This window comes from Microbacterium sp. Leaf351 (assembly GCF_001423825.1).
GTDB lineage: Bacteria > Actinomycetota > Actinomycetes > Actinomycetales > Microbacteriaceae > Microbacterium > Microbacterium ginsengisoli.
Genome location: NZ_LMPK01000033.1, coordinates 355,047 through 356,130, shown reverse-complemented (window position 1 = coordinate 356,130; position 1,084 = coordinate 355,047). Strand labels below are relative to the sequence as shown.

2 protein-coding genes and 1 pseudogene are annotated in these 1,084 nt (G+C 67.3%); all 3 read left to right on the top strand.

Features of this window, described 5'->3' with window-relative positions; translation table 11 throughout:
- A pseudogene (locus tag ASG00_RS18000) lies at positions 1–94 on the top strand (non-heme iron oxygenase ferredoxin subunit); the annotation flags it as partial.
- A gap of 16 nt (positions 95–110) precedes the next feature.
- On the top strand, positions 111–881 hold the full coding sequence (gene sufC / locus ASG00_RS10075) for a Fe-S cluster assembly ATPase SufC (protein WP_045245979.1): 771 nt from the start codon (positions 111–113) through the stop codon (positions 879–881).
- A 9-nt stretch (positions 882–890) separates the two neighbouring features.
- Positions 891–1,084: metal-sulfur cluster assembly factor (locus ASG00_RS10070; protein ID WP_442922634.1), on the top strand; the 194-nt coding region annotated here is incomplete at its 3' end.

Genomic DNA, 1,084 nt, shown 5'->3' with positions numbered 1-1,084 from the left:
CCTCCCCGCCTACGAGCCGGTGCCCGTCTACGAGGTCGTCATCGACGGTGACGACGTGCTCATCGACCCGGCCGTCACCAAAGACCTGAGCTGAAGAAGGAACATCCCCCATGTCTGTCCTGGAGATCCGCGACCTGCACGTGACGGTCGAGACCGACGAAGGCACCACGCCGATCCTGAACGGCGTGAGCCTCACGATCCGCAGCGGTGAGACGCACGCCATCATGGGCCCCAACGGCTCCGGCAAGTCGACGCTCGCGTACACGATCGCCGGCCACCCGAAGTACACCGTCACCGGCGGTTCGATCACGCTCGACGGCGCCGACGTGCTGGCGATGAGCGTCGACGAGCGCGCCCGCGCGGGGCTGTTCCTCGCGATGCAGTACCCGGTGGAGATCCCCGGTGTCACCGTCACGAACTTCCTGCGCACCGCGAAGACCGCCGTCGACGGCGAGGCGCCCTCGATCCGCACCTGGACCAAGGACGTCAAGGCCGCGATGTCGAACCTGCGCATGGACGCGAAGTTCGCGCAGCGCAACGTCAACGAGGGCTTCTCGGGCGGCGAGAAGAAGCGCCACGAGATCCTGCAGCTCGAGCTGCTCAAGCCCGCGATCGCGGTGCTCGACGAGACCGACTCCGGACTCGACGTCGACGCGCTGAAGATCGTCTCGGAGGGTGTGAATCGCGCGAAGGAGGCCACCGGCCTCGGCGTGCTCCTGATCACGCACTACACGCGCATCCTGCGCTACATCCAGCCGGACTTCGTGCACGTGCTCGTCAAGGGCCGCGTCGCGGAGGAGGGCGGTCCCGAGCTCGCCGAGCGTCTCGAGAACGAGGGCTACGACCGCTTCCTCGAGCCCGCCGCCGGCGCGGAGGCCTAGGCTGTGTCCATGACCGCGACGCTGACCCCCGAGAAGTACGACGAGGTCACCGAGGCGCTCAAGGACGTCATGGACCCCGAACTCGGGATCAACGTCGTCGACCTCGGCCTCATCTACGATCTGGCCTGGGACGACGAGAACGACGCGCTCGTGATCCACATGACCCTCACCTCGGCGGGCTGCCCGCTCACCGACGTGCTCGA

Excerpts from the sequence above, each read along its gene's own strand:
- sufC (WP_045245979.1), top strand. The coding sequence starts at position 111 with ATGTCTGTCCTGGAGATCCGCGACCTGCACGTGACGGTCGAGACCGAC.